The following is a 718-nucleotide window of genomic DNA, read 5'->3' as shown; positions in this document are numbered from 1 at the left end:
GAAAGTATTCTATCTACTATCCCACTAATACTTTCTGCATACTCCTTAATTGTAATTTTGTTATCTGTTTTTTCTGAGAACTGACGCCATCGAGGCTTATTTGTAGGAATACAAAAATCATGATTTCGTGGCATTAAGCTAATTAATAATTTCCAGCCAATTTCTGGTTCTCGTTCAATCAGCACATCTAAAGCTTTTAATCTCTGCTCTAAAGTTGCAAAAGTGTGAGGGAGCCACAGAAGAAAAATAGTGCGCAAACTATCAATGGGTCTATTGGCTAGCTTCCCTCCTGGGTCCAACATTGCGAGTTTTCCTAGTATAATAGTTACTCTTCCAAGTAATTTAGGGTCCCATGCTAAACCTTCTAACGCCCAAAGTAAACTTGGATGAGCACTATGTGAAATTAAAGTATCGCCAGTTTCGGAAAATATACCCATGATTGGAGACAATTCCTGTGAAAGTGAATCTTCAACAGCATCGAGAAATGATGAAGGAGAAGCCTCGGCAATAAGAGGCAATACATCAGATAAAGAGTGCCAGAGTTTCCAATCAGCATTATCTAATAGTTCACGAATTACACAATCCACCCAAGTTTGTGGAGGGTAAGAATAAGGAAGGTCTAATTCTTTTACATAATCACCAAAAACAGCAATTAAGACAAGTGTTTGAGCAATTCCTTCTCTTAATGTTTTTGAATACTTGGCTTCTTTTCCATACA

At 37.3% G+C, this 718-nt stretch carries 1 pseudogene; it reads right to left on the bottom strand.

Annotated features, from left to right (window positions below):
- Positions 1–718: pseudogene (locus H964_RS12530) on the bottom strand (hypothetical protein); the annotation flags it as partial.

This window comes from Caldicellulosiruptor sp. F32, assembly GCF_000404025.1.
GTDB lineage: Bacteria > Bacillota > Thermoanaerobacteria > Caldicellulosiruptorales > Caldicellulosiruptoraceae > Caldicellulosiruptor > Caldicellulosiruptor saccharolyticus.
This window is presented reverse-complemented; position numbering and strand designations above follow the sequence as displayed.